This is a genomic window from Paenibacillus sp. FSL H3-0302 (genome assembly GCF_037982245.1).
In the GTDB taxonomy this organism is placed as follows: domain Bacteria; phylum Bacillota; class Bacilli; order Paenibacillales; family Paenibacillaceae; genus Paenibacillus_AQ; species Paenibacillus_AQ odorifer.
In genome coordinates, this window is sequence record NZ_CP150284.1 from 2,049,195 (window position 1) to 2,072,018 (window position 22,824).

20 protein-coding genes are annotated in these 22,824 nt (G+C 44.3%); 15 read left to right on the forward strand and 5 right to left on the reverse strand.

Going from position 1 to position 22,824, the window contains the following annotated elements:
• The first annotated feature begins 39 nt into the window (after positions 1-39).
• Genes sufC through sufB form a run of 5 tightly spaced genes read left to right on the forward strand, consistent with a single transcriptional unit; the run spans position 40 to position 5,213 of the window.
• Positions 40-822, forward strand: coding sequence for a Fe-S cluster assembly ATPase SufC (gene sufC / locus MHH50_RS08850; RefSeq protein ID WP_036684347.1), 783 nt, complete (start codon positions 40-42; stop codon positions 820-822).
• 26 nt (positions 823-848) lie between these two features.
• Positions 849-2,150: a Fe-S cluster assembly protein SufD gene (gene sufD / locus MHH50_RS08855; RefSeq protein ID WP_036684344.1), complete on the forward strand. Its 1,302-nt coding sequence runs from the start codon at positions 849-851 to the stop codon at positions 2,148-2,150.
• On the forward strand, positions 2,147-3,373 hold the full coding sequence (locus tag MHH50_RS08860; protein WP_076219340.1) for a cysteine desulfurase: 1,227 nt from the start codon (positions 2,147-2,149) through the stop codon (positions 3,371-3,373). The genes sufD and MHH50_RS08860 overlap by 4 nt, the downstream gene beginning before the upstream one ends.
• Positions 3,360-3,791: a Fe-S cluster assembly sulfur transfer protein SufU gene (gene sufU / locus MHH50_RS08865; protein ID WP_036684339.1), complete on the forward strand. Its 432-nt coding sequence runs from the start codon at positions 3,360-3,362 to the stop codon at positions 3,789-3,791. The genes MHH50_RS08860 and sufU overlap by 14 nt, the downstream gene beginning before the upstream one ends.
• Positions 3,792-3,815: 24 nt before the next feature.
• Complete coding sequence (sufB, locus tag MHH50_RS08870) at positions 3,816-5,213, forward strand: Fe-S cluster assembly protein SufB (protein ID WP_036684335.1); 1,398 nt, start codon at positions 3,816-3,818, stop codon at positions 5,211-5,213.
• 147 nt (positions 5,214-5,360) lie between these two features.
• On the opposite strand, the gene MHH50_RS08875 is transcribed toward sufB, so the two are convergent.
• Positions 5,361-5,801 carry a hypothetical protein gene (locus tag MHH50_RS08875; protein ID WP_340034203.1) on the reverse strand — a complete coding sequence of 147 codons (441 nt, stop codon included), beginning with the start codon at positions 5,799-5,801 and terminating at the stop codon, positions 5,361-5,363.
• A 98-nt stretch (positions 5,802-5,899) separates the two neighbouring features.
• Positions 5,900-6,445 carry a hypothetical protein gene (locus MHH50_RS08880; RefSeq protein ID WP_340034204.1) on the reverse strand — a complete coding sequence of 182 codons (546 nt, stop codon included), beginning with the start codon at positions 6,443-6,445 and terminating at the stop codon, positions 5,900-5,902.
• 452 nt (positions 6,446-6,897) lie between these two features.
• Between MHH50_RS08880 and MHH50_RS08885 the strand changes: the two genes are divergently transcribed.
• From MHH50_RS08885 to MHH50_RS08895, 3 genes are all read left to right on the forward strand, one after another.
• A complete protein-coding gene (locus MHH50_RS08885; protein WP_036684103.1) occupies positions 6,898-8,658 on the forward strand; it encodes an ABC transporter ATP-binding protein in 1,761 nt (586 codons plus the stop codon).
• A 26-nt stretch (positions 8,659-8,684) separates the two neighbouring features.
• Positions 8,685-10,523, forward strand: a complete 1,839-nt coding sequence (locus MHH50_RS08890; protein ID WP_172628886.1) for an ABC transporter ATP-binding protein — start codon at positions 8,685-8,687, stop codon at positions 10,521-10,523.
• Positions 10,524-10,701: 178 nt separating this feature from the next.
• On the forward strand, positions 10,702-11,004 hold the full coding sequence (locus tag MHH50_RS08895; RefSeq protein ID WP_340034205.1) for a hypothetical protein: 303 nt from the start codon (positions 10,702-10,704) through the stop codon (positions 11,002-11,004).
• Between the two features lie 29 nt (positions 11,005-11,033).
• On the opposite strand, the gene MHH50_RS08900 is transcribed toward MHH50_RS08895, so the two are convergent.
• The 3 genes from MHH50_RS08900 to MHH50_RS08910 all read right to left on the reverse strand — a co-directional run bounded on the left by MHH50_RS08900 (position 11,034) and on the right by MHH50_RS08910 (position 13,754).
• Positions 11,034-11,282, reverse strand: a complete 249-nt coding sequence (locus MHH50_RS08900; RefSeq protein ID WP_076124783.1) for a hypothetical protein — start codon at positions 11,280-11,282, stop codon at positions 11,034-11,036.
• Between the two features lie 640 nt (positions 11,283-11,922).
• On the reverse strand, positions 11,923-12,963 hold the full coding sequence (locus tag MHH50_RS08905) for an HD-GYP domain-containing protein (RefSeq protein ID WP_076219643.1): 1,041 nt from the start codon (positions 12,961-12,963) through the stop codon (positions 11,923-11,925).
• A gap of 77 nt (positions 12,964-13,040) precedes the next feature.
• Positions 13,041-13,754 carry a molybdenum cofactor biosynthesis protein MoaE gene (locus MHH50_RS08910; RefSeq protein ID WP_340034206.1) on the reverse strand — a complete coding sequence of 238 codons (714 nt, stop codon included), beginning with the start codon at positions 13,752-13,754 and terminating at the stop codon, positions 13,041-13,043.
• A gap of 137 nt (positions 13,755-13,891) precedes the next feature.
• Here MHH50_RS08910 and MHH50_RS08915 point away from each other — a divergent pair, with 137 nt between their 5' ends.
• From MHH50_RS08915 to MHH50_RS08945, 7 genes are all read left to right on the forward strand, one after another.
• A complete protein-coding gene (locus MHH50_RS08915) occupies positions 13,892-15,331 on the forward strand; it encodes a bifunctional UDP-sugar hydrolase/5'-nucleotidase (protein WP_340034207.1) in 1,440 nt (479 codons plus the stop codon).
• Between the two features lie 73 nt (positions 15,332-15,404).
• On the forward strand, positions 15,405-16,232 hold the full coding sequence (locus MHH50_RS08920; RefSeq protein WP_076124791.1) for an undecaprenyl-diphosphate phosphatase: 828 nt from the start codon (positions 15,405-15,407) through the stop codon (positions 16,230-16,232).
• 144 nt (positions 16,233-16,376) lie between these two features.
• The gene (locus MHH50_RS08925; protein WP_076187093.1) at positions 16,377-17,489 is read left to right on the forward strand and encodes an HD-GYP domain-containing protein; all 1,113 of its coding nucleotides are present in this window, start codon (positions 16,377-16,379) and stop codon (positions 17,487-17,489) included.
• 221 nt (positions 17,490-17,710) lie between these two features.
• Positions 17,711-18,847 carry a radical SAM/CxCxxxxC motif protein YfkAB gene (gene yfkAB, locus MHH50_RS08930; RefSeq protein WP_036684078.1) on the forward strand — a complete coding sequence of 379 codons (1,137 nt, stop codon included), beginning with the start codon at positions 17,711-17,713 and terminating at the stop codon, positions 18,845-18,847.
• A gap of 20 nt (positions 18,848-18,867) precedes the next feature.
• Positions 18,868-20,226 carry a hemolysin family protein gene (locus MHH50_RS08935; protein WP_076187132.1) on the forward strand — a complete coding sequence of 453 codons (1,359 nt, stop codon included), beginning with the start codon at positions 18,868-18,870 and terminating at the stop codon, positions 20,224-20,226.
• A gap of 164 nt (positions 20,227-20,390) precedes the next feature.
• Positions 20,391-21,071 (forward strand): response regulator transcription factor, encoded by a 681-nt coding sequence (locus MHH50_RS08940; RefSeq protein ID WP_076191082.1) that lies wholly within the window; start codon positions 20,391-20,393, stop codon positions 21,069-21,071.
• On the forward strand, positions 21,068-22,822 hold the full coding sequence (locus MHH50_RS08945) for a HAMP domain-containing sensor histidine kinase (protein ID WP_076124801.1): 1,755 nt from the start codon (positions 21,068-21,070) through the stop codon (positions 22,820-22,822). The genes MHH50_RS08940 and MHH50_RS08945 overlap by 4 nt, the downstream gene beginning before the upstream one ends.
• The last annotated feature ends 2 nt before the right edge of the window (positions 22,823-22,824 follow it).

A 22,824-nucleotide genomic window follows, 5' to 3' on the forward strand; every position in this document is an offset into this window, starting at 1 on the left:
TTTTGATTTCGCAAATCGATCAATGGAGGGAATAATATTATGGCAGCAGAATTTGTCATTGAGGGTCTTAAAGCGACGATTGAGGGAAAAGAAATTTTGAAGGGGATTAACCTTCAAATGAAAGGTGGCGAAATTCACGCCATCATGGGACCAAACGGTACAGGTAAAAGTACTTTGGCTTCGGCGCTAATGGGTCATCCTAAATACGAAGTAACTGATGGAACTGCAACTCTTGATGGTGAAGATCTTCTGGAGATGGCTGTTGATGAACGCGCACGTGCAGGTCTTTTCCTTGCAATGCAATATCCAAGCGAAATCTCTGGAGTAACTAACTCCGACTTCTTGCGTTCTGCCATTAATTCCCGTCGTGAAGAGGGAAGCGAAATCTCGTTGATTCGTTTTATTCGCCAAATGGAAGCAAAGATGAAAGAACTAGATATGAACCCTGAGTTTTTACACCGTTACTTGAACGAAGGCTTCTCCGGTGGTGAGAAGAAACGTAATGAAATTCTACAAATGATGATGCTGGATCCAAAAATCGTGATCTTGGACGAAATTGACTCCGGTCTTGATATTGATGCTTTGAAAATTGTAGCTGAAGGCGTAAACTCCATGCGGAGCGAAGAACGCGGCTTCTTAGTTATTACCCACTATCAACGTCTTTTGAACTACATCAAACCTGATTATGTTCACGTTATGATGCAAGGTAGAATCGTGAAATCCGGTGGTCCAGAGCTTGCACAGCGTCTGGAAGCAGAGGGTTATGAATGGATTAAAGAAGAACTCGGAATTGAAGATGAAACTGTAGGGCAAGAAGCGTAAGAAACGCCAGGAAGGAGGAGACCACTATGACGACACAGACCATTCTTCCGGTGGATGCCGAACGCTTGAGCGAATTATCGCACAGCAGCGGCGAACCGGGTTGGCTGAAAGAAAGCCGCTTGAAGGCACTAGAATTGGCAGCTACTCTGACACTGCCTAAATTAGAGAAGACACGGATTGATCGTTGGAATGTCAATAATTATGGTAGCTATAAAGCAAGTGAACCTTTTGCTTCGCTAAGTGATGCACCTGCATCTATTTCTTCCTTGATCAAGGATCAGGAGGAAGGCAGCCTGATTATTCAACGCAACTCCGGTGCAGTATATACACGTATCGCTCCTGAGCTTGCAGAACAGGGTGTTATTTTTACAGATCTACAGACAGCTGTTAAAGAACACGGAGATTTGGTTCAACGTTACTTGCATAAAGCCATTCAGCCAGACGAACATTCTATCGCAGCGCTTCATGCTGCATTGTGGAATGGTGGAGTATTCCTCTATGTTCCTAAGAATGTTGTTATTGAAACTCCGCTTCAAGCAGTGCTGTTAACGGATGATGCGGAAGCTACTTTTGTTCCACACATTCTGGTCGTAGCTGATACTAACAGTTCCGTAACCTATGTAGACAACTACGTATCGGATAAAGAAGAAGCTGGACTACACAATGGTGCGGTAGAGGTATTCGTGGGCGCTGGCGCTAAAGTTCGTTATGCTACAGTGCATCAGCTTGGTGTAGATACTACAGATGTAACTTATCGCCGGGCTGTTGTTGAGAATGACGGAGTCATCGAATGGATCGTTGGTGAGATGAACTACGGAGATACTGCGAGTGATACCAAGTCTGTGCTTAAAGGCAACGGTTCTAGCTCCGATGCTAAAGTAATTGCAGTAGGTACGGGATCACAGAAACTGAATTACACCACTCAAGCTCAGCATTTTGGCAAAAGCACACCAAGTGACATGATCACTCGTGCAGTTATGCGTGATTCTGCTACTTCTATCATCAACGGAATCACCAAGATTGAGAAAGGTGCTACTAGAGCGGACGGCCAGCAAACGGAAAAAGTATTGATGCTGAGTCCAAAAGCCCGTGGTGACGCCAATCCGATCCTGCTTATTGATGAAGATGATGTTACAGCCGGCCATGCCGCTTCCGTAGGACAGGTCAATCACGAGCAAGTCTTTTACCTAATGTCCCGCGGAATTACACGGCATGATGCAGAGACTCTGATCATCTACGGCTTCTTGGCTCCTGTTGTGTCACAAATTCCACTGGAGGGACTGCGCAATCAGCTCCAATCTCTTGTGGAAAGGAAGTTAGTGCAATGATTAGCAACGCCATCCGGGAGCAATTCCCCATACTGAACCAAAATGTGAACGGACATCCACTGGTCTATCTGGACAGTGCTGCTACTTCACAGAAGCCTCGGAAAGTAATTGAGGCGGTCAAATCGTATTATGAGTGGGATAACGCCAACGTACACCGTGGCGTCCATACTTTAGGCAGCCGAGCAACCGATGCCTACGAGGGAGCCCGGGAGAAGCTAGCTAAGTTTATTAACGCCCGCAGCACTAAAGAAATTATCTTTACGCGCGGAACAACTACAGCCTTAAATCTTGTGGCCTCTTCTTACGGACCCTCTGCTGTGGGTGAAGGCGACGAAATCGTCATCACCTTAATGGAGCATCATAGTAATCTGATTCCATGGCAGCAGCTCGCTAAGAAGACCGGTGCTACATTAAAATATATACCGTTGCAACCTGATGGAACGGTTACGTTGGAAGCTGCCGAGCAGACGATTACGGATAAAACCAAAATCGTTGCTATCGCTTATGTATCCAACGTTATGGGAGTAACTCATCCTATTAAAGAGCTTGCGGCTATTGCTCATCGTCATGGTGCAGTAATTGTCGTAGATGGTGCACAAAGCACACCACATATGAAGGTCGATGTGCAGGATCTGGATTGTGATTTCTATGCACTATCTGGTCATAAAATGCTCGCACCCACCGGAATTGGCGCTTTGTATGGCAAGAGAGCACTTCTCGAAGCCATGGAGCCCGTCGAATTCGGTGGCGAGATGATCGATGATGTGGGTCTTTATGAATCCACATGGAAAGAATTGCCTTGGAAGTTTGAAGGCGGTACGCCGATCATAGCTGGTGCTGTTGGTCTAGGTGCAGCCATTGATTTCTTACAAGAAATCGGTTTGGATGAGATACACCGCCATGAGAAAGCTCTTGCAGCGTATGCAGAGCAACGTCTGTCAGAGATCGAGGGTCTGAACATTTATGGCCCTCGAAATCGAGAAGTCGGCGTTGTCACCTTTAATCTGGGTGACGTTCACCCGCATGATGTCGCTACAGTGCTAGATGCGGAAGGCATTGCCATCCGCGCCGGGCATCACTGCTGTCAGCCGCTGATGCGCTGGCTGGAAGCCAGCTCTACAGCACGTGCAAGCTTTTATCTGTATAATAACGAGCAGGATGTAGATCGACTGGTGGACGCTTTAATCAAGACAAAGGAGTACTTCAGCTATGAACTTGGATGACTTATACAGACGCGTAATTATGGATCATTATAAAAGTCCTCGAAATCGCGGTTCATTTGAAGATGATGCTCTAAAAATTGAACTGAATAACCCAACCTGTGGTGACCGGATTACTCTTCAGCTTAAGGTAGAGGATGGAATCGTAAAGGATGCCCGTTATAATGGTGAAGGCTGTTCGATCAGTATGTCATCGGCTTCGATGATGACTGAGGCGATCAAAGGACAAACGGTTGAACGTGCGCTTGAACTGGCCGATAACTTTTCCTTACTGATGAAGGGTGAAGACGTGGATTTTGGAGATTACGAAGACATTGAAGCCCTTTCGGGTGTGAATAAATTCCCTGCGCGGATCAAATGCGCAACACTGGCTTGGAACGCACTTCGTAAAGGAATTGACGAAGAAGAGCAACATAAATAACAGTAGAACAAGGAGGCTGACACCATGGCTAAGAAAGCGCCTGATATGGAAGAATACCAGTACGGGTTCCGTGATGAGCATAAATCGATATTCCAGTCTGGTAAAGGTTTGACGGCCGAAATTGTTAAAGAAATTTCAGCAATCAAAAATGAACCACAGTGGATGCTTGACTTCCGCTTGAAATCTTTGGAGCAGTTCCGTAAAATGCCAATGCCTACATGGGGCGGCAATATGGATGATTTGGACTTCGAGGATATTCAATACTATGTAAGACCTTCAGAGAAGCAAGGGAAGACTTGGGAAGAAGTTCCTTCCGAAATCAAAGAAACCTTTGATAAGCTGGGGATTCCGGAAGCGGAACAGAAGTTCCTCGCCGGCGTATCGGCACAATATGAATCTGAGGTAGTCTATCACAGCATGCAGAAGAGCCTTGAAGATCAAGGGGTTATTTTTACAGATACCGACACTGCATTGCGTGAGCACCCAGAGCTTCTGAAAAAATATTTCGGGACGATCATCCCTCCAACCGATAATAAGTTTGCCGCACTTAACAGTGCAGTTTGGTCAGGCGGCAGCTTCATCTATGTTCCTAAAGGTGTGAAATGTGAAGTTCCTTTGCAGGCTTACTTCCGTATTAACTCTGAGAACATGGGACAATTCGAACGTACTTTGATCCTTGCTGATGAAGACAGCTTCGTGCACTACGTAGAAGGATGTACTGCTCCAATCTATAGCACGAACTCTCTGCACAGTGCGGTTGTTGAAATCTTGTGTATGAAGAACGCCCGCGTTCGTTATACCACAATCCAGAACTGGGCTCCAAACATCTACAACCTCGTTACGAAACGTGCGGTTGCAGAAGAGAATGCTACTATGGAATGGGTCGATGGTAACATCGGTTCCAAGCTGACCATGAAATACCCTGCGGTTGTTCTTAAAGGCCGTGGTGCTAAAGGTTCAGTACTATCCATCGCGGTAGCAGGTAAAGACCAGCATCAGGATGCGGGTGCCAAGATGATCCATTTGGCTCCAGATACAACATCCACCATTGTATCGAAATCCATCAGTAAACATGGCGGTAAAGTAACTTACCGTGGTCTAGCTTCCTTCGGCCGTCAAGCAGAAGGTGCGAAATCGAACATTAAATGTGATACGCTGATTTTGGATAATGAGTCCACTTCGGATACTATTCCTTACAATGAAATCATGAACGATAACATCGTTCTTGAGCATGAAGCAACCGTGTCTAAAGTTTCTGAGGAGCAACTGTTCTACCTGATGAGCCGTGGCCTCACAGAAGCAGAAGCGACTCAAATGATCATCATGGGCTTCATCGAGCCGTTCACAAAAGAACTGCCGATGGAATATGCGGTCGAAATGAACCGTCTGATCAAGTTCGAAATGGAAGGTTCAATCGGTTAATAAGAGCGCTTATGAATGGAGGCCCGTCCTCCTAACACTTATATATTTCTTCAAAGCATCCGTAGATATTTTTCTGCGGATGCTTTTTTATTGGCACAATTGAAAAAATCCCCGAATGCTCCGGGGACACACCTTTAATATTTTTAATTATCCATTTCCGGCAACGGCAATTCCACTGAAGGATCTGGCTCCCAGAGATGCCGTTCTAATCGCTGATGCTATAATGGTGTATTGGATCTGGCCGGTAAGCACATCGGTCGAAGGCGGATAGTCGACAGCGGTTATTCCAACCATTTCAAATTGGGTCGTTGTATTATTAATGTTTCCAGGGTAGGTTGTACTAAAAATTAATATATTATTGCGGTAAATACTAAAAGTAACATCATTCTGAACTATAATGCTGACATCAACACTAAGTCTGGCAAAAGCATTCAATGTGACTCTCACTAAACCTGCATTGGCCGGGGTAACATTTACTGTCTGAAGTCCAATGTCACCGAAAATTGCACTTGAACGAACTAAATTAAGACTTTGTGCATCCATAGTGCTGCCCTGTGAAATTCGCATATCAAGAAACTGTATACTCATCCTATTCACCTAACCTCTCATTGTAGATTTAATATTTTATGAGAGAAAGAATAGAATGGCGCCAAATCATTGGCGGTTTTTTTTATATATAGTAAAGGTTACTGTTTTGCCAGATCATTCACTTCTTTACTAAAAGCCTCTGAATATTGATTAAATTTACCTGCATCAAGTTTTAAGCTGTTATCGTTTGCTTTTGGAGGTGTCTCCTGGATCTGTTTATATAAAAGATCAATTTCTGGGGAAAGCTTGGCCCATATTTTTTTTATAGAATCATACTTAATATCTAACTCGTTCATATATGTATCGTATTCTTTTTTCTCTTCCATGGCTTTGCCAAGCTGTTCGATCGTAAAGTCAATGTCCATGCTCGCTCCTGTACTGCTTGTACCACTTCTAGTGTATGAGATAACATCTACAAACCCCACATTCCAAATGTCAGCAATAACAAAATTGCTTATTTCTCTTAGCATTTTTTCAGGTGAGGGTGCTGTATCAGTTTTTGAGGAGATTTCCCCGAAATTAAACAAGTTTTTAGATTCGTTGATCGCAGTGTTTGCGTCCGTAGGGTTAATGTTATTTGTATTGCTACACCCTGAAAGAAGGATAATGGCGATAATACAAGATAAAACAAGCTGCTTTTTCAATATAGTTCCCCTCCATAATATAAGTAAAAAGTGTTGTATTACTATATTACGGTAAATTGTGGTAAAAGTTTTACATCTGAGGCAAATTTAAGACGGCGAAAAAGTGAACTCTTCGTATCCCGGAATAAATTCCAATAATTATGCAAAAAACCGAATAAAGGTCCTCCTAATATTACACGATGATTACAATAATCATGTAGATTCTTAATTCATCAGGATTAAGGAGGAAACACGAGCATTTTAAGATAACGAGGGTCCTTTATATCATGTAGATGCTGCTTTTTTCCGAAATAACCGCAAAAACGCGCAATTCTCCCCTTTGCCGCATTAAATTATGGATGATACACTGCTTAAAGTCACTAAATTGTAAGCGCTAAAAAAAGCTAGCTTACGATGTAACATTTGTTTTATACAAAAAATTGCTTACTAAGTAAGCCTTAAGGAGGAGAGATATGGATGTTCTCAGGCAACTGCGCGGTTATTATCGGGAGAAGCTGCATTTTCTGATTCTTTCGATTATATGTTTGGCCGCTGCAACTGCAGTGGGGCTGATTACCCCCAATTTGTTAAGAAAGCTGATCGATGATGTTATTGTGCCACTTAAGTTTACAGAGGTGCCAGTGCTCGCATTGAGCGTGTTAGCTGTAGTAATAGTAAAAGCATGCCTGCAGTTTGCACATGGATTTTTTGGAGGACGGCTAGGTAACTTTCTTGCATACCGGCTGCGTAATGCTTGTTATGAGAAGCTGCAATTCCTATCTTTCCGTTATTATGATACCGCGAAAACGGGAGATTTGATGTCCCGGCTAACCGGAGATTTGGAAGCGATTCGTAACTTTATCGGTTTCGGTTTTGCTCAGTTGCTGAATGTCTTTTTTATGGTCATTTTTGGTTCGATTATGATGTTCTCACTCAATTGGCAGCTTACTCTAGTAACTTTGATTACGATGCCAATCCTGGCGTTTATTGCGCTAAAATTCGAGTCTAAGATTCACCCGGCCTTTCAAGAGATGCGTCTTGCACTCAGTTCTCTGACAACGGCTGTACAGGAGAATATCACGGGTGTGCGCACCGTCAAATCATTTGCGAGAGAGGCTCATGAAGTAGAGAAATTCTCACACCGCAACGAACGTTATAAGAATAACCAGATTTTTGCCGCTGAGCTCTGGAGTAAGTTTTTTCCGGCGATGGAGTTTTTAGCATCGATCAGTGCAGCTATTCTGCTTGGAGTAGGTGGAACGTTAGTTATTAAGGGGAAAATGTCACTAGGCGAACTGGTTGCTTTTTTCAGCTTAATTTGGTACATCATTGGACCGATTTGGGGTCTTGGATTCCATATTAATAACTATACACAGTCCAAAGCATCGGGAGAACGTGTATTGGAAGTACTTAATCAGAATATTGATGTGAAGGATAAAGAGAACGCCCGTGAACTGGTACCTTCTGAGGTTAAGGGAGATGTAGCGTTTAATCACGTCACATTTGCTTATGGGAACAAAATGCCTGCGGTTACAGACATTGATTTTGAGGCCAAATCTGGTGCGGTTATAGGGTTCCTTGGAGGTACGGGCTCTGGTAAATCGACCATTACACAGCTGATGATGCGTGCTTATGACGTTAATGAAGGCAGCATCACACTGGATGGGATGGACATCAGAGAATACAATGTTCGCAGCTTGCGTTCACAGATCGCGACAGTCTTTCAGGAGACCTTCCTGTTCTCCTCCTCAATTCGCAACAACATCTCCTATGGGTTGAAAAATGTAAGCATGGAAGAAATTATCCGAGCTGCACAACTTGCCAAAGCCCATGATTTCATCATGGAGATGGAAGACGGTTATGACACTGTGGTGGGTGAGCGCGGAATGGGTCTTTCCGGTGGACAAAAGCAACGGATTGCCATCGCTAGAGCCCTGCTTAAGAATCCGCGGATTCTTATCCTCGATGATGCGACCAGCGCTGTCGATATGGAGACGGAGCACGAGATTCAAGCCGGATTCCAAGAGGTCATGAAGGGGCGCACTACACTTATTATTGCCCATCGGATCTCCTCCTTGCGCCATGCGGATCAAATTATCGTCATGAACGAAGGTCATGTACAGCAGCGTGGTACCCATAAAGAGCTAATTGAAGTGCCGGGTCCTTATCAGGATGTATACCGGATACAGTATGCTGATTATCTGGCCAGAGCGACCGGAAGAGGGGAGGAGTGAGGCACATGAAACTTGAAGCCAAACCAATGACCGCTACGGGAGCAAAAAATAAAGCAGCCGAGCAGCAAGAGCTGGATGAACGTTTTGTATACAAAGATGATGATGTCATCGATAAGGCTTTTGACTGGAAGCAATTCACCAGACTGTTCGGGTACATGAAGCCTTATGCAAAGCAGATGCTTCCATTGGTGTCCATCATGATGATTCTAGGAACCATTACGAAGTTGACCGTCCCGTTCCTAACAAGTTTAGCGATTGACCGTGCGATTGCGCCAAAGGTGGGAAATCCCAGCTTATCACTGCTTTATTCGCTTACAGCAGGGGTAATCGTTTTATATCTGATTCAATGGATTGCGGGAGTGTACCGGATTAAATATACGAACATCATAGGCCAAAGAGTGATTTATGATTTGCGCTCAGATTTGTTCAAGCATATTCAGAAGCTCTCCTTTAACTTCTTTGATAAACGACCGGCAGGTTCGGTATTAGTACGGGTAACCAATGATATCAACTCTCTGCAGGATCTGTTCACAAACGGGGTTGTCAATCTGATGATTGACTGCGTGCAGCTTATGGGGATTACCATTATTCTGCTAGTGATCAACTGGAAGCTAGGTCTTGCAGTAATGGTCACGGTTCCGATTATGTTCTTTGTTTCAACTAAGCTGCGCCAAAAGATTCGGATCGCTTGGCAGGACGTGCGGATGAAGAACTCCAGAATTAATTCTCATTTAAATGAATCGATTCAAGGAATCAGAGTCACACAAGCCTACACCCAAGAACAAGAAAACATGAATTATTTTGATGTTATGAATACCGACAGCAAAAAATCCTGGAACAAAGCCTCTGCGATGAACCAGGCGTTCGGTCCGATTATTGAGGTCACAGGTGGTTTTGGAACAATGATCCTCTTTTGGCTGGGGGCTTATCTGATCCAATCTGGAGAACTCACAGTAGGTATGCTGGTAGCATTCAGTTCTTATGTCAGCAATTTCTGGGACCCGATTAATCGCCTTGGGCAGATGTACAATCAGCTGCTTGTGGCAATGGCTTCCTCGGAACGGATCTTTGAATATTTGGATGAGCAACCGGCGGTGCAAGATAATCCTGGTGCTAAGCCAATGGGAACGATTCGTGGGGATATTAACTTTGAAAAGGTCATTTTTGAATATGAAAAAGGCCGGGCTGCACTAAAAGGTATTGATCTGGATGTTCAAGCAGGACAGTCGATCGCGCTCGTAGGTCATACAGGTTCTGGTAAAAGTACGATCATTAACCTGATTGGCCGGTTCTATGATATTAAGAGCGGCCGAATCACGATAGACGGTGAAGATATCCGCGGGGTTACGTTAGACAGCCTGCGAAGGCAGATCGGAATCGTGCTGCAAGATACCTTTATTTTCTCGGGAACGATTCGGGATAATATCCGTTTTGGCCGTCTGGAGGCTACAGATGAAGAAGTGGAAAATGCCGCAAAAGCCGTGGATGCCCATGACTTTATTATGAAGCTGCCCGGAGGGTATGAGACTGAGGTGGAAGAGCGCGGTAGCGCATTGTCGATGGGACAACGTCAGCTGCTCTCCTTCGCCCGGGCGCTTTTGGCAAATCCGCGGATACTAATCCTGGATGAGGCAACTGCCAGCATTGATACGGAGACGGAGCTGAAGATCCAGGAGGCACTCAAAATCCTGCTTCAAGGCCGAACCTCCTTTATCGTAGCGCACAGACTCTCTACCATCCGTCATGCGGATAAAATAGTCGTCCTCGATCACGGAGAGATTAAAGAAGAAGGAAACCATCATGAGTTGACTTCCCGTGATGGGGTATACAACGGTCTGATCGAAGCGCAATTCCGCTTCCTATAGACCGACAGAACGGAATAGAACAGAACAAAACAAAACAGAACAGAACAGTACAGTACAGAACAGAACAGTACAGAACAGAACAGAACAGTACAGAACAACAGCTCATTCCCGTTGCTTAGGCAACTGCGGGGTGGGCTGTTTTTTATAGGGATATAGTGATTAAGGTGGTCGGGGCTTGGTGGATCAGAGTAGAGTGGAATATGGCAGAGGTATTACGGAACAAGGCAACCGAAGAACGGAAGAACGGAAGAACGGAAGAACGGAAGAACGGAAGAACGGAAGAACAGCAGGACGGCAGAACGGAAGAATGAAAGAACGGAAGCACGGAAGAACGGCAGAACAGCAGAACAGCAGGACGGCAGAACGGAAGAACGGCAGAACGGCAGAACGGAAGAACATCAGAACGGAAGAACAGCAGAATGGAAGAACAGCAGAACGGAAGCACGGAAGCACGGAAGCACGGCAGAACGGAAGAACATAATGCAGCAGGGTAAGATTTCTATGATTCAGTTACTTGGGGCGTTTGGATACCCTGCCCGTCACACGCAGCTCAAACATTTGTGCACAAATATCTTGATGCCATTGTAGATCAGCTGTCTGTTCCGCTAATAGGATTTCATTTTGTAATCGGGCCATCTCATAGCAGTAGGTAGCGTTAATTTGCAGGCACTGCTGTTGCTCCGTTTCCTCAGCAGCAGTAAGCTGCCGTCTACGGCTCAGGGTGAACAACTCGGCAAGGCGTTCATGGACAGGAAGCATGCTTTTTTCCTCCTATAGCAATTTAAAACCACATATTAGTCTCGCCATTAGAAGAGGAATTCAAACGTTACGTTAGATAATTAAATTGAGGGGCCTTACTATGTTGAGGGTAAGAGGAACTATCTTCGAAGTCGGAAGGAAACAATAGAGGTGAGAGAGGTGAGAGAGGTGAAAATCGAGGAATGTTTAGGAGTAATCTGGAAACCAATCTTTAGTTGCAGTTTGTACAATAGAAACCATCATTCTCGTTATAAAAATACTGTTAATTGCACTTTGTGCAGCTATTTTCGAGAAATGTGCTTATAAAGAGCATTTTCCTTAATTCTAGTTGCACAAAGTACAACTAAATCACCATTCAGCTCGCAAGACGTGGATACTGTTGCACAAAGTACAACTAAATCACCATTGAGCTCGCAAGACGTGGATTCTGTTGCACAAAGTACAACTAAATCACCATTCAGCTCGCTAGACATGGATTCTGTTGCACAAAGTACAACTAAATCAGAATTCAGCCTGGTAGACGTGGGTTCTGTTGCACAAAGTACAACTAAAAAATCCCCCGTAGTCAAACCGGGGGATTTAGTGTACAAACAGCAGCTCTGAACCTTCTGCTAAGCAACGCAGGACCTCAAGAAACGCCCTAGTCCATGTAGATTTCCACAATCGTAACATTACGTTCGCGGGCTAGATCGACAAATAATCCATCGATCTTTACCAGCGGACGGAAAATATCAACTGGATTGTTCATGATAATCACACCTGTATCCCCCGTGTTCAGTAATACTCGCTTGCCGATAAAGTTGGGCATTAAATGCTGTATAAAGGCTTGAACCGTTCTGCCGTTCAGCTTACCAAAGCTGAGGTCATTTAGTTCACGTAGGACAGAAATAAGCTCTTGCTTGGACTGATAGACGCGTTTGGAAGTCATCGCACTATAGATGTCAGCTACAGCAGCAATTTGCGCATAAGGATGAATCTCGGATTTGGTTAGCTTATTAGGATAGCCAGAGCCGTCCTCACGTTCATGATGCTGTAGGGCTGCCAAAGCTGTATGTGAGTCATCCATCGAATTGCGGATAATTTCGTAGCCGTACTTAGTATGTAGTTTAACTTCTTCGAATTCTTCCGCGGTTAATTTTCCAGGCTTATTTAATAGAGCAGGTGAGATTCTACATTTTCCAATATCAATTAAATATCCAGCTCGTCCAATCTCATAGCATTCTTGTTTGGAATACCCAAGCCAGATTGCAATATAATAAGAGAGCATACCTACCTGCAAAGAGTGGTTGTAGGTATAATTATCTTCGCGATCGAGCAGAAGCAGCAGGGAGACTACATCCTTTTGCTTGTCCAACGATTGAAGCGAAGGCTGAAGAATGTCGTTAACCACGGATTGGTTAAAGCTTCCTTTTAATAGTGCTTCCATATAAAGATTCTCAAAGCCGTCAATCATGGTATCAAAACTAGTGGTCACCGTCTGAATAATTGAAGGTCTGCTTAATGGGGCAGGTTCTTCCACTAACGTCTGGATATCAACATAATCAACTCCATGCTGCATCAGCTTGGCGATATCATCTATCTGGAGCAGCGATCCCTTTGGTAATACATGCAGACCTCTTGAACTATAAGCGTCTGAGTTGAGGTGATTACCAGGTTTTAGATCCGAGACGTGTACTCTCAATGCCTATGCCACCTTTTATCCGATTTTATCCAGAATATCAACAAAGTGCAGATTTTTCAATGAAAAAGGAGTGAAGATTAATTGTGGAGGGAATCGGCAGCCTTTTGTTCAGAGTCTACCCAGTGCTGGCCTGATTCATTGATGTCTTTTTTCCAGATAGGGACGGTCTGTTTCAGCAGTTCAATGGCCAGACGACTAGCCTCGTAACAGGTATCGCGATGAGGGGTAGAGACAGCAATGAGAACGCTTGCTTCCTTAAGACCAACAAGCCCAATGCGGTGGGAAATCGCGCAGCGTGCATTCCAGCGATTCTGTACCTCGTCACCAATTTCTTTCAGCTTATTTAAGGCCATAGGAATATAGGCTTCATAGTCTAATGCTGTTGTGCGTTGTTCTCCGGTCATTTCGCGTGTAGTTCCTACAAATAATAGGGATGCTCCATGATTGGCATCGAGGACGGCATCCAGAAGCTTCTCAGCATTTAATGGCAGATCCGTTATGCTATAGAGGCCGTCAGGAGTGCTCTCATATAAAGAACCATTCTCTCCCCCGGAAACGGGAGGGATTAATGCAACTTCGGCAGACTCGGTGATGAGGGCTTCATCAGGTGCATATTCCCGGTCAATAGCGACCAAAGAAGTTCCAATTAGGGATGCTGCATCCGGATAAGAGGTTGAAAGGAGTTCTTTTAACTTCCCAGCGGTTAAGGGATTCTCCGTCGCATGAAAGGTCAGAGAAGATGAACCGATAATCTCAGCCAAACCCGCGAACAGGCGGATTGTGATATGCATACTTATTCACCTCTGAAATATGTTGTAATGTCTACAATATACCATAATGAGCCTGAAAATGTTATGCTAGGCTCTATAAGATCATGCATCGGCTGCTTCATTAAAGAGCGGCTCAACAGGTAGGAGGAATGTTGCTAATGGGGCATGTGCCGCAAAGACTGACCATACTTCATACCAATGATATACATAGCCATTTCGAAATGGTGAGTCCATTGGCAGCAGAAATCGAGAGACAAAGAGCTGCAGCGGGAGAAGAGCCTGTGCTGCTGTTGGATATTGGCGATCATATGGATCGTGCAGCCGTCGAGACAGAAGGAACTATGGGTCAGGCTAACATTGATGTACTTAATTTAACAGGATATGATGCTGTAACTATCGGTAATAATGAGGGGTTAACATTCTCACAGGAGATGTTATCCTCTATTTTCTCCGGGTTACAGTGTCCAGTGGTATGCTGTAATTTTGTGGAGACTGCAACAGGGGAACCTCCCCACTGGATGAAGCGTCATGCCATCTTGGAGAAGGACGGAATCAGAATAGGAGTGACTGGAGCGACAGCGGCATTTACTTCGTTTTATTCCTTGCTGGGCTGGGATGCTCTGGATCCCGAGACAACCCTTCGGGAACAATGCCTTCTTCTAGCTCCTCAGGTGGACATTCTAATCATCCTTTCTCATTTGGGGCTTCCCGCAGATCGAATTCTGGCAGAGCGGCTGGAAGGTGTGCATGCTATTCTAGGTGGACATACACATCATATGCTGGAAGAACCGCTCATGATTAACGGAACAGCTGTATGTGGAGCCGGGAAATTGGGGCGTTACCTCGGGCGGCTTCAATTTGAGCGGAGAGAGGGACAACCTGGATTTAGCCTGGTGGCGGGTGAATGTATTCCGACTGACCCAGGACTGAAGGAAGAGATTGTAGGTCCTGCCGCTACTATTCATTTGGAGCGTGGTCGTGAGGCTCTTCAGCAGACCGTTGCGATCACAGATCGTGAGCTTCCTTTGAATTTGCAGGGAGAATCCCCTTTTGGCAATCTTTTAGCCCAAGCTGTACGTAGATTTACAGGCACTAGTTTGTCGATAGTTAACACAGGCCAGCTTCTAGGACCTTTGCCTGAAGGGGAGGTTACAGCGGGAATGCTGCACGCCCTATGTCCTTCTCCCATTAACACCTGCGTAATCAAGCTGAAAGGCCTAGATATTCGCATAGCTTTGGAGCAGAGTCTTACTGAAGAATTTTATAATAAGGTGATTTTTGGGTATGGCTTTCGCGGGAATTATCTGGGCAGCTTAGCAGTAGATGGGATAAAAATCTTGTACGATCCGCAGAAGATACCGTATGATAACAATATTGCAGTTTTTGTCGAAGGAAACCCGCTGGAGGATGATAAAGAGTATAATGTTGGTACGCTGGACATGTTTACTTTCCGTGCAGGCTATGAGACGATCGCCAATGGGAAGGATCCTGTATTTTTGCTGCCTCATTTTTTACGCGACCTGCTTGGGATGGAATTGCAGCGTCCGGACAGTCTTGATGAATGTATGCTCACTCGGTGGGAGATCAAGTCTGAGTAAACCTGCAGCTCACAAGATATACTTTTTGATTCCATTTAAACAGTGCTAGATTCCCGAAAAATAGGAGGAGATTATGGACACGATTACAGCTATTATTTTAGCAATTGTCGAAGGGATCACTGAATTTATTCCTGTTTCTTCTACAGGACACATGATCTTGACCTCGAAGCTTCTGGGCTTTGATGAGCAGGATTCGATTATGAAGACTTATGAAATCGTTATTCAGCTAGGGGCAATATTGGCGATTGCGCTTGTTTACCGCGAGCGTGTGCTTAATTTGCTGGGCATTGGGCGTAAGAACTCAGGAAGAGGCGGTGTGATGCCGGCGTCTCGTTTGAACTTAATCCATGTAATACTTGGGATTGCCCCAGCACTAGCTGTGGCATTTTTTGCCCGCGATTTTATAAAAAGTCTCTTTGGAGCCACGACTGTTCTTTGGGCGCTTGTCGCCGGCGGGATTCTAATGATTATCGCAGAATGGGTAAACAGACGCAAAATTAGAATTACAGCGCATGAGCTGGACGATCTTTCTTACGGACAGGCGCTGGCTATCGGGATGTATCAGATTATTTCAGTGCTGTGGCCAGGATTTTCCCGTTCGGGATCTACGATCTCCGGAGGGATGTTAAGTGGGGTTAGTTATAAAGCGTCTGCGGATTTCTCCTTCCTTATAGCCATTCCTATTATGTGTGCGGCTTCCGGATATGAAATGTTGGATTCTTATAAGAACTTCACTAGTGAGACGATTGGCTATTTTGTAATTGGATTTCTGATTTCCTTTGTAGTGGCTTATGTAGTGGTTATTTTGTTTATGAAATTGATTCAAAAGATTAGATTGACGCATTTCGCGATCTACAGATTTATTCTTGCTGCTATATTCTGGTTGTTTATTATGCGTTAATGCCCATAGGCAAAGACCTAGACACACCCGATGTTCTTCATGGTGCACCTGTCTGATCTCTACATAAACGGTATAGACAAAGCGTGTGACCCAAGGATTTCAAAACAGAATAGCATTTTACCGTTAAAGGCAGGAGTGAGCTAAGTGCGTTTAGTATCCGTGAATCAGCTTCAAGCAGGCATGAAATTAGGTAAAAAAATATATAATGATGAAGGTCTAACTCTCCTCGCGGATGGGGTGGAGCTTACTGATGCATTGATCAAGAGGCTTTCAAGAATTGACATCGGTTATATTTACATAGAGGACTCTGTCACGGACGATGTTGAAATTATAGGTATGCTTCAAGATGAGACACGTAATCAGGCACTGAAGGTGATTCGTAATCAGTTTCAGCAAATGACAGGCGCTTCAGGAATAAGCAAGGGATTCTACCATCTGGATAAAAAATTCTCAAAGATCATGGATAGCATCCTGGATGATTTGTCTTTACAAGAAGATCCGATGATCATGCTGCTTGATATGCACACCGCTGATAACTACTTGTACGTCCATTCCCTGAATGTCTGCTTGTACACTTTGGTGCTTGGCATTGCGCATGGGTACAGCAAAGAGGAGCTTCGAGTGATTGGTCTGGGTGCGCTGCTGCATGATATTGGCAAGACCCAAGTCCCGATAAAAATCATTCAAAAACCTGGTAAGCTCAGTGAAGATGAATTTCGCCATATGCAGGCACACACCGAGATCGGGTATCAGATTCTCAAGGAAGAACCGAATATTCCGCTGCTCGCGGCTCATTGTGCGCTTCAGCATCATGAACGCATTGACGGATCCGGATATCCGCGGGGATTAAAAGGACCTCAAATTCATGAATATGCCAAATGGTTGGGCGTGGCTGATTCCTACGATGCCATGACCTCCAACCGGGTCTACAAAAAGGCTATGCTGCCACATCAAGCCGTTGAGGCGCTTTATGTAGGTTCTGGTACATTGTATGAGCAGAAGCAGCTAGAGTTATTTAGAGATCGTGTGGCTATCTATCCTCTTGGTCTTACGGTGAAGCTCAGTACGGGTGAAAGTGGAGTTGTTGTCAAAATAGACCCAAGTACGCCTCACAGACCGATTGTACGTGTGCTTACAGGGCCTGAAGGAGAGAAAGTCGTACCGTTCGAAAGGGATCTAGGAAAAGCCCTCTCCGTTGTTATCGTTGACGTCGCAGATCAAGGCGATTCTGTGGGAACGCCAAAATATTTATCATAGCAGCGAAGAGAGAAGATTAGGCTTGTCCGCATAACTCGCGGAAGCCTATTTTTCGTCTCGCTGCTATTATTTTTTACAGTGAAAAAGCTTGTAAGGACAGTCTGAAAGACATCCGAAGTGCAGTTTTTCTGACTAACGTGGTATGATATAGGATAAGACACCGTTCAATCTTCATGATTATGGGTTAATAATAGGAATAAGATTTAAAGGAGCTAGTACAAATGAATGTTTTAAGACCATTAACATCTTCACCGAAGGAGCTGTCGCCAAGCTACGATCCGTGGGATCCCATTACTTCTTTACGTAAGCATGGACGCCATGTGCTAACGAGTGTGGAATTCACAGTAACCAATTTATGTAATATGCGGTGTGAACACTGTGCGGTAGGTGATAGTTTAACCTCTAGAGAAGGGGATATGCTGCCGCTTAAAAATATGTTGGACCGTTTAGATGAAGTAGAGCATCTGGAGACGATTAGTATTACCGGCGGAGAGCCTATGTTCTTGGCTGGAACGGTGGATAATATCATAGTGCCGCTCTTAAAGTATGCCAAAGAGCGGGGGATTAGATCGCAAATTAATTCTAATCTGACGATGCCGTATGCTCGATATGAAAAGCTGCTTCCGTATTTGGACGTTATGCATATTTCTTTTAATTATGTGAACGGAGACGATTTTCATGAAGTTGGTTTTGCCAACAGCGGGCATGCAGTTTCAAAAGAAAGTGCATATCGGTTATATAATGCAATGATTGAGAATTCTCGACGGCTAAGTGAGGATGGTATGCTAATTTCTGCGGAAACTATGATTAATTACCGTACACATACTAAGCTGCCTGAAATTCATAAGTTGATTCTCGATATGGGCGCCAAACGGCATGAGGTACATCCTATGTACAACTCCAGTTTTGCTTCGGCTTTGCCAGTGTTGTCCTTGAATGAAATGCGGACGGCAATCCATAAACTACTGGATACCCGTGATCCGGAGATTTGGATGCTGTTTGGGACCCTTCCGTTTTTTGCTTGCAGCTTCCTGGAAGAAGATCAGAAGCTGATAAGCAGAATGCGCGCCGAGAAGAATGTTACCCTTCGCAATGATCCGGATGGCCGGAACCGAGTGAACGTAAACATGTTTACTGGCGATGTTTTTGTTACAGATTTCGCTGATATCGCAGCCTTTGGCAACATCGAGAACCAAAAACTGGATGATATATTTATCGATTGGCAGACTAAACACCCGCTGAACCAAAAGGTGAACTGCCACTGCGATGCAGCAGGCTGCTGCGGACCTAATCTGTTAGTGGCTGATATGTATTATCCGGAAGTTGACTTCAAAACTAGAAAAGCGATCAATCTGTAGAAATGAGGCGTTGTTAAGTGGTGCATACGGAATTTGAAGTAGGGAGATTATTGCTTAATCTTTTGCTGGTTCTGGTGCTCGTATTATTGAACGGTATTTTTGTAGCAGCGGAATTTTCATTAGTTAAGGTCAGGCAGTCCCGCCTGACCCAACTTGTCAGTGAAGGTAATAAAATGGCTGGATATGCTCTGAAAGTAAATAAGAGACTGGATTCCTATTTATCCGCCACTCAGTTTGGGATAACACTTGCGTCGCTGGGCTTAGGTTGGGTTGGAGAGCCCGCGATTTCTGAGCTGTTGGTCGAACCTTTAATGTACCAGATGGGGATCACCGATCATACCCTGATTTCTACCGTATCTGTGATTATTGGATTTTCGATCATTACATTTTTACATATTGTACTTGGGGAGCTTGCTCCTAAATCGCTCGCGATTCAAAGAACAGAAGGTTCGGCACTGTTGTTATCTGCACCCCTGATGTTCTTCTATAATGTGTTCATGCCTTTTATCTGGGTGCTGAACGCTTCAGCCAACGCGTTGCTTCGGTTGGTCGGTGTGGAGCCTGCAAATGAAAGTGAAGCAGCACACTCGGAAGAGGAAATACGTATTCTGATGAATCAGAGCGCCAAGAGTGGTGTCATTGACAAAGATGAAATGAAACTAATGGATAATATCTTTGAATTCTCAGATCTGCTTGCACGTGAAGTCATGCTGCCTCGTACAGATATGGATGTGCTTTACAGCAATCTTTCGTTAGAAGAAAATATGAAGATTATTACCGAAACGAGACATTCGCGTTATCCGGTTGCTCTGGAAGATAAGGACCGTATTATCGGTTTTATTCATATTACCGACCTGTTGTTTGCTCCACCGGAGCAACAGAATGATCTTACAACTCTGGTTCGGCCTATCCTTAACGTTCCGGAATCGATGGAAATCAGCCATACTCTTCGTTTTATGCAGAAGAATAAGGCTCAGCTGACGTTAGTTGTCGATGAATATGGCGGCACGGCAGGTTTGCTGACAGCAGAAGAGATTCTGGAAGAAATCGTAGGCGATCTGCATGACGAGTTCGAAGATGAGCGTCCAAGTGTGGAACATAACGGGGAGTACATCTCTGTTGAGGGCCGGATGCTGATTGAGGATGTCAACGATCTTACGGGTGTCGTGATTGAAGACGATGAGGTGGATTCTATCGGCGGCTGGTTGTTTAAGGAGCTGGAGGGTAATCCAACCAAAGGAAAACGTGTCAAAGTAGAAGATGTTATTTTTGAAGTCGAGGAATCGACAAGATTGCGTATCACTAGAATTAATATCCACCGGGAACCACGTGTGGAGGACGAAGAAACCTCATCAGAACCCAATGAGGATAAAGAATAACCTATTAAAAATTATAACGTATTGTTCCGGTTGATCAGGGATATAATGAACTCCTCCTGCAAGAGCTGTATGGCTCATGAAAGGGGGAGTTTTTTGTGGACACATAAAGGACATAACGCTCGTCTATGCTAATGTTTATTAATTGTTTGAAAGCGGGGTCTAGATTGAAAAAGAAACTTCTTCTCGTTGAGGATGAAATTCGTATTCGTGAACTGGTATCTGATTATTTCTTACAGAATGATTGGGAGGTACTTGAAGCGGATAATGGAAAAGATGCATTGGTTTGGTTTGATTCACTGCTGCCGGATCTGCTGATTCTGGATATCATGATGCCTGCTATGAATGGCTTCGAAGTGTGCCGTGAAGTTCGTGAGAAATCAGCGGTACCCATCATTTTGTTAACGGCCAAGTCTACAGATGACGACAAAATCTACGGTTTTGAATTAGGAGCCGATGATTATGTTACAAAACCATTTAGTCCAAAGGTGCTAGTAGCCCGGGCAAATGCACTTATGAAACGGGTTGAAGGCACCCATCAGCCTGAGTCTAGCATAATAAAATTTGGTTCCGCGATGTTCAATCCCTTGGCTCATCGGTTGGAGGTAGAAGATGCGGAAGTGGAGCTTACCCCTAAGGAATATGATCTTTTATGGCTTTTAATACGAAATAAAGGGATTGTTATTTCAAGGGATACGATCCTCAGTCGGATCTGGGGAATTGAATTTGAAGGAGATTCCAGAGTTGTGGACAGTCATATCAAAAAGCTGCGAAGTAAATTGGGTTATGAATCACGTTTTATTCGTACGGTAATTGGCACAGGATACATGTTCGAGGAAGAGGCATGAGAAGACGGGGAATTACTTTTAAACTGTTTGTGATGACCGTTATCTTTTTCCTTTGCTTCTATGGCATGGTGATTCTAAGCCAATTGCTGTTGTTTGACAATTTCTATCAGAAGCAAAAAGAGCACCGTGTGGAGAAACACCTTAAGAGTTTTGCGGCAAGATATATTAGCGAACCATGGGGAAGCACTAGAACCTCTCAGGAGCTTGTCCGGTTTATGCTGCGGAATAAAACACAAATGGTTATTTTGAAGCTGGATGGAAGGATGAATTCAGAAGATCCATTTCATATAAAGCTAATCGATGATGACGGGAAGAGTATGGTTGTTTCTTTATCCCTATTCATGAATCAGTACGGAGATTCACTGAGAGCAGCTAACATTAAAGTAGATGATCAGTTGAGCGTGGAAGGCGAACTTCTGGATGAAGACAGTGCTTCACCCGTTATACTCTACCCCATAAGCATTACAAAAAAAGGGGGCGGAACCATAGGGGAGACGGGAGAGACTGGGACGATTCATGCATCTGGTACTGTTGCAGAAGTTGTACTGCCTGATTTAAAAATATGGAATCCCCGCCAGGGAATATTGTTTGAGGCTCTTGAGGAATGGTTTCCTTTGACACCAGCGCAGATAGAAGACTTTAAAAATTTGAAAATACAGAAGCAAGACTGGGTTGCTCCCTGGAGTGGGAGTCGCAATTCTGTGGTTATTCTGCCCCTGAAGCAAAGTAACGGAGAAATTGAATTACTATTCACAGTCACTTCATTACAGGAAGTTAAGGATTCGAACGATGCCTTACGTTGGTTCTTTTTATATCTGGGAATGGGTGGCTTTGTCCTGATTCTGGTGCTTTCTCTCTTTTTCTCGAAAATGGTAACGCGTCCGCTAATTAAGTTAAACAAGATAGCAAAACGGATGGTTTCTCTGGACTTTACAGGGGACACATCGATTCGGCAGAAGGATGAGCTAGGCAGCCTTTCTAACAGCATGTTCACCTTATCACTAAGTCTGGACTCTGCTTTAGGGGAGTTAAGAGAGGCCAATCAGCAGCTAGTTGAGGATATGGAACAGAAGCAAAGAATGGAGATCATGCAGCAGGACTTTTTTGCCAACGCCTCCCATGAATTGAAGACACCCCTCAGTATTATCAAAGGTTTTGCTGAAGGTTTGGAAGACGGCGTTAGTGCCGGCAAGCAGGATCACTACATTAAGGTGATTATTGAGGAAGCCGATAAAATGGAGTTTCTTGTTAAAAATATGCTAGATCTAGCGCGGTTGGAGTCGGGCACGATTAAACTACGGAAATCTTCCTTTATGTTAAGTGAACTGACGGAAAAGGTGACAGACAAGCTGGTCCACTTGCTGAGTGAAAAACATTTGGAGGTCATCATTATTCCTGCGAATGAATTACCGGTCTATGCGGATGTGAACTGGATCGAACAAGTTATGCTAAATTTTATGACCAATGCTATCAGGCATGCGGAAGAAAGAAGTTCTATCACTGTCAATATTGAGAGTCATGCCCAGACTATTGTATTCACTATTCAAAATATAGGAGAATCAATCCCTGAAGATCAGCTGGAGCAGATCTGGGAACGGTTCTATCGGTCGGAGCCATCCCGCAGTCGAATGACAGGCGGTACGGGTCTGGGGCTTTCCATTGCAAAGCGAATACTAGATATGCACGCTTGTCTTTATACAGTGAAAAATACGGAGAACGGTGTCAGCTTTACTGTGACCTTTGAAGGTTAAAC

Coding starts and splice junctions, on each gene's coding strand:
- sufC (WP_036684347.1), top strand. CDS start 40: ATGGCAGCAGAATTTGTCATTGAGGGTCTTAAAGCGACGATTGAGGGA.
- sufD (WP_036684344.1), top strand. CDS start 849: ATGACGACACAGACCATTCTTCCGGTGGATGCCGAACGCTTGAGCGAA.
- MHH50_RS08860 (WP_076219340.1), top strand. CDS start 2,147: ATGATTAGCAACGCCATCCGGGAGCAATTCCCCATACTGAACCAAAAT.
- sufU (WP_036684339.1), top strand. CDS start 3,360: ATGAACTTGGATGACTTATACAGACGCGTAATTATGGATCATTATAAA.
- sufB (WP_036684335.1), top strand. CDS start 3,816: ATGGCTAAGAAAGCGCCTGATATGGAAGAATACCAGTACGGGTTCCGT.
- MHH50_RS08875 (WP_340034203.1), bottom strand. CDS start 5,801: ATGAGTATACAGTTTCTTGATATGCGAATTTCACAGGGCAGCACTATG.
- MHH50_RS08885 (WP_036684103.1), top strand. CDS start 6,898: ATGGATGTTCTCAGGCAACTGCGCGGTTATTATCGGGAGAAGCTGCAT.
- MHH50_RS08890 (WP_172628886.1), top strand. CDS start 8,685: ATGACCGCTACGGGAGCAAAAAATAAAGCAGCCGAGCAGCAAGAGCTG.
- MHH50_RS08900 (WP_076124783.1), bottom strand. CDS start 11,282: ATGCTTCCTGTCCATGAACGCCTTGCCGAGTTGTTCACCCTGAGCCGT.
- MHH50_RS08910 (WP_340034206.1), bottom strand. CDS start 13,754: ATGCATATCACAATCCGCCTGTTCGCGGGTTTGGCTGAGATTATCGGT.
- MHH50_RS08915 (WP_340034207.1), top strand. CDS start 13,892: ATGGGGCATGTGCCGCAAAGACTGACCATACTTCATACCAATGATATA.
- MHH50_RS08920 (WP_076124791.1), top strand. CDS start 15,405: ATGGACACGATTACAGCTATTATTTTAGCAATTGTCGAAGGGATCACT.
- yfkAB (WP_036684078.1), top strand. CDS start 17,711: ATGAATGTTTTAAGACCATTAACATCTTCACCGAAGGAGCTGTCGCCA.
- MHH50_RS08945 (WP_076124801.1), top strand. CDS start 21,068: ATGAGAAGACGGGGAATTACTTTTAAACTGTTTGTGATGACCGTTATC.